Source organism: Cryobacterium sp. 10I1 (assembly GCF_035019805.1).
In the GTDB taxonomy this organism is placed as follows: Bacteria; Actinomycetota; Actinomycetes; order Actinomycetales; family Microbacteriaceae; genus Cryobacterium; species Cryobacterium glucosi.
Genome location: NZ_JASJVF010000297.1, coordinates 1 through 3683, shown reverse-complemented (window position 1 = coordinate 3683; position 3683 = coordinate 1). Strand labels below are relative to the sequence as shown.

The following is a 3683-nucleotide window of genomic DNA, read 5'->3' as shown; positions in this document are numbered from 1 at the left end:
CTCGCCGACTGGCCGGACTTCGACCGCAGTTCCCCCGCCGACTTCCTGAAGAAGATCGCCCTCGTCATCTCCGGACGGATCGGCGGAACCTCCGGCCCGCTCTGGGGCACCGCGTTCCTGCGGGCATCGGCGGCCGTCGCAGGCAAGACCGACCTCGACGGCGACGACGTCGTCGCCATGCTCCGGGCAGCGACAGAGGGCATCAAAGCGCGGGGCAAGTCCGATCTCGGCGACAAGACCCTCCTCGACGCCCTCGTCCCGGCAACGGATGCCTTTGAGGCCGAAATCCACGCCGGGAGTGCCGGCACGGTTGCGCTCGACCGTGCCGCCGTCGTCGCGCGGGAACGCGCGGACGCGACGAGCTTCCTGCAGGCCCGCCGCGGCCGGGCGAGCTACACGGGGGAACGCAGCATCGGTTCCCCAGACCCGGGGGCCGTCGCCGTCGCCGTGATCCTCGAACGGCTCAGCCGGGAATGGGCCGCGCGCGACGACCTCTGATCCACACGACCTTCCGCACGCTATTCCGCACGATCTGCTGCACGTTCCGCACCACCCACGAAGGAGATGGACACATGAAGAAATTCGTCAACGACCCGAAAATGTACGTGCCGGACATGCTCAAGGGCATCGCCCTCGCCAACCCGGTCACCCTCCGCTACGAGCCGAAATACAACCTGATCATGCGCGCGGGCGGCCCGAACCCGAACAAGGTGTCGATCATCCAGGGCTCCGGTTCCGGGCACGAACCCGCCCACGTGATGACCGTCGGCCGGGGGATGCTCGACGCGGCCTGCCCCGGCGACGTGTTCGCCGCCCCGCCGATGGACTACGTCTACGAAACCACCAAGCTGATGGCCTCGCCCAAGGGCGTGCTGCTGCTCGTGAACAACTACACCGGCGACCGGATGGCGTTCGAAATGGCCCAGGAAATGGCCGCGTCCGACGGCATCAACGTCAAGACCCTGTTCATCGACGACGACGTCGCCGTGCAGGACTCGACCTGGACGGTCGGTCGTCGCGGCGTCGCGGGCAACTTCTTCGTGATGAAGGCCGTTGGAGCGGCCTCCGAGGCCGGCGCCTCCCTCGACGAGCTCGTCCGGATCGGCGAGAAGGTCGACAGCGTCACCCGCACGATGGGCATCGCCCTCACTTCCTGCACCCCGCCCGCGAAGGGGTCACCGCTCTTCGAGCTCGGCGAGGACGAGATCGAGGTGGGCGTCGGAATCCACGGCGAACCCGGCCGCCGGCGGGCCAAGCTCACGACCGCTGACGAGATGACCGACGAGATGCTTGAGGCCGTCGTGAACGACCTGCCCTTCGTCGCGGGCGACCGCGTCGCTCTCATGATCAACGGGCTCGGCGGCACCCCGATCAGCGAGCTCTACATCCTCTACGGGCACGCGCACGACGAACTGACCCGCCGCGGCATCACGGTCGGGCGCAGCTACGTGGGGGAGTACTGCACCTCCCTCGACATGGCCGGGGCTTCGCTCACGCTCGTGCGTCTCGACGACGAGATCGAGGGCCTGTTGGCCGCGCCCGCCGAGATCGCCGCCCACGTGTTCTAGCGGATGCCGCCGCTCTAGAATGACGCGATGACCAGTTGGAATGAAAGCCGGGCCGCCTACCGGGATGCCGCGGGCTGGTTCGCCGGAACCACCGCGACGATCACGGACCAGTGGGAGCGGGTCGCGCTCGGGGAGTGGACCGTGCGCGACCTCGTCGGCCACACCAGCCGCTCGCTCCTCACCGTGGAGAGTTATCTTGCGGCCGGGCGCGAGGTGTCCGTCGACCCGGAGCACCCGCCGGCGGTCGAGATCGCGAGCGCCGTCGACTACTACGGCGTGATCGGCGTCGGGGCCGGCGACCCTGCCGCGGTCGCGGAGCGGGGCAGGGCGGCCGGACGGGCCCTCGGGGCAGAGCCCGCGGTATCCGTCGCCGGCATCGTCGGACGCGTGCTCGCCGAGGTCGACCGCGCGACCGGCGACGAGTTCGTGCTGACGCCCTTCGGCGGGATGTTGCTGGCCGACTACCTGCCCACGCGCGTGTTCGAACTCGCCGTGCACGGCTGCGACCTCGCCGCGAGCCTCGGCATTCCGCCGACGGTGCCGGAGTCCGCGGTGTCGATCGCCGTGCACCTGCTCGGCGACCTCGCCGTGCGCGGAGGCAAGGGCCCGGAGCTGCTCCTCGCCGGCACGGGGCGAGGTCCGTTGACCGACCGGTTCAGCGTGCTCTGAATTCTGCTAAGCTCTCTAGGTTGCCGTCCAACGGCCGCGGAACAAGAGAGCCCAGGCATTCGGCCCACGGGCACCGCGCAGTGAGAGAAAGGGGATCCCATCTATGGCACTCGAAGCTAATGCTAAGAAGGCGATCATCGAAAAGTACGCTACCCACCCAGGCGACACCGGGTCCCCCGAAGTCCAGATTGCCATGCTCACGCAGCGCATCCTCGACCTCACGGAGCACCTGAAAGAGCACAAGCACGACCACCACTCCCGTCGTGGCCTGCTTCTCATGGTTGGTCAGCGTCGCCGTCTGCTCGGCTACCTGTCCGACATCGACATCGCCCGCTACCGCTCGCTCATCGAGCGTCTCGGACTGCGTCGCTAGTCAGGCACGAAACCGGAAGCCGCGTCGATATCGCGCACTTCTGAAGCTGAACTTCAACGAAACGGGCCGTCACCTTCGGGTGGCGGCCCGTTTTGTCTGCCTGCGCGTGGACCTGTGAGCCTCCGCAGTACGCCTCTCCCTAACACCCTGTTCCCTCAAGGTGGCTGCATAGGAAACCCATAGAGTCCGCTGGCACCGTAGTTAGTGTCAACGAATGAAGGGTGGCACGGAGATGAATGCTCACGAACGCGGTAAGAAGCTCAGCCGGATCGTGACCGGCACGATCGGACTCCTCGCCGTCGTCGCAGCCTCTGCGCTCGGCCTGCACGACTGGGCCGACTCGCTCGCCACGCAGGACGCCTCCGCGACCACGACGACCACGACGACCTCGGGCGACTCGGGCACGACGTCCGGGAGCACGACGACCCAGGCGACCGCCGCCCCCGCGGCGCCCGCTGCGCCGAGTGTGTCCTCGGGCAGCGGAACCAAGGTGCACGCCAAGACGAGCGGGTCCTGATGGCCGCCGTCGCGACCGTCGCGACCGACGACTGGAGTCTCTGGAGCACGAGCGCCCGCCTCGTCGTGACCGACCCCGCGCTCCTCCCGGAGGCCCGCCGGATCGCCGACGCCGTGCTCGAGCGCGTGGAACTCGCCTCGAGCCGGTTCCGCCCGGACTCCGAGATCCTGACGAAGGCCCCGCTCTTCCCGGTCGGTGCCCTCGTGAGCGGCACACTCGCCGAACTGATGCGCCTCGCCCTCGCCTCCGCGGCGGAGACCGACGGCGATGTCGACCCGACCCTGGCCAACGCCCTCGGCGCGATCGGCTACGACCACGACATCCGCCTGATCCTCGACGACGGCGTCCCGGTGCGCGCGATCGCCTCACCCCGGCCCGGCTGGGCGAGTGTGCGCCTCGTCGGCAACCGCCTGACCGTGCCGGCCCACCTCGGCATCGACCTCGGAGCGACCGCGAAGGCCGCCGCCGCCGACCAGGTCGCCGCCCGTATCGTCGCAGAACTCGGCTGCGGCGTGCTCGTGAGCCTCGGCGGCGACATCGCGACCGCAGGTCCGGC

Annotated in this window: 6 protein-coding genes; all 6 read left to right on the top strand. The window is 69.0% G+C overall.

Going from position 1 to position 3683, the window contains the following annotated elements; all coding sequences use genetic code 11:
- Positions 1–498: dihydroxyacetone kinase subunit DhaL (gene dhaL, locus QN345_RS16820; RefSeq protein WP_323508921.1), on the top strand; the 498-nt coding region annotated here is incomplete at its 5' end.
- Positions 499–572: 74 nt separating this feature from the next.
- The gene (locus tag QN345_RS16815) at positions 573–1568 is read left to right on the top strand and encodes a dihydroxyacetone kinase subunit DhaK (protein ID WP_323508920.1); all 996 of its coding nucleotides are present in this window, start codon (positions 573–575) and stop codon (positions 1566–1568) included.
- Positions 1569–1595: 27 nt separating this feature from the next.
- Positions 1596–2237: a maleylpyruvate isomerase N-terminal domain-containing protein gene (locus QN345_RS16810; protein ID WP_323508919.1), complete on the top strand. Its 642-nt coding sequence runs from the start codon at positions 1596–1598 to the stop codon at positions 2235–2237.
- A gap of 103 nt (positions 2238–2340) precedes the next feature.
- Positions 2341–2610, top strand: a complete 270-nt coding sequence (rpsO, locus tag QN345_RS16805) for a 30S ribosomal protein S15 (protein ID WP_134449591.1) — start codon at positions 2341–2343, stop codon at positions 2608–2610.
- Between the two features lie 214 nt (positions 2611–2824).
- On the top strand, positions 2825–3127 hold the full coding sequence (locus QN345_RS16800) for a hypothetical protein (RefSeq protein WP_134561028.1): 303 nt from the start codon (positions 2825–2827) through the stop codon (positions 3125–3127).
- On the top strand, positions 3127–3683 hold a 557-nt coding region (locus tag QN345_RS16795; RefSeq protein WP_323508918.1), incomplete at its 3' end, for an FAD:protein FMN transferase. The genes QN345_RS16800 and QN345_RS16795, both read left to right, overlap by 1 nt.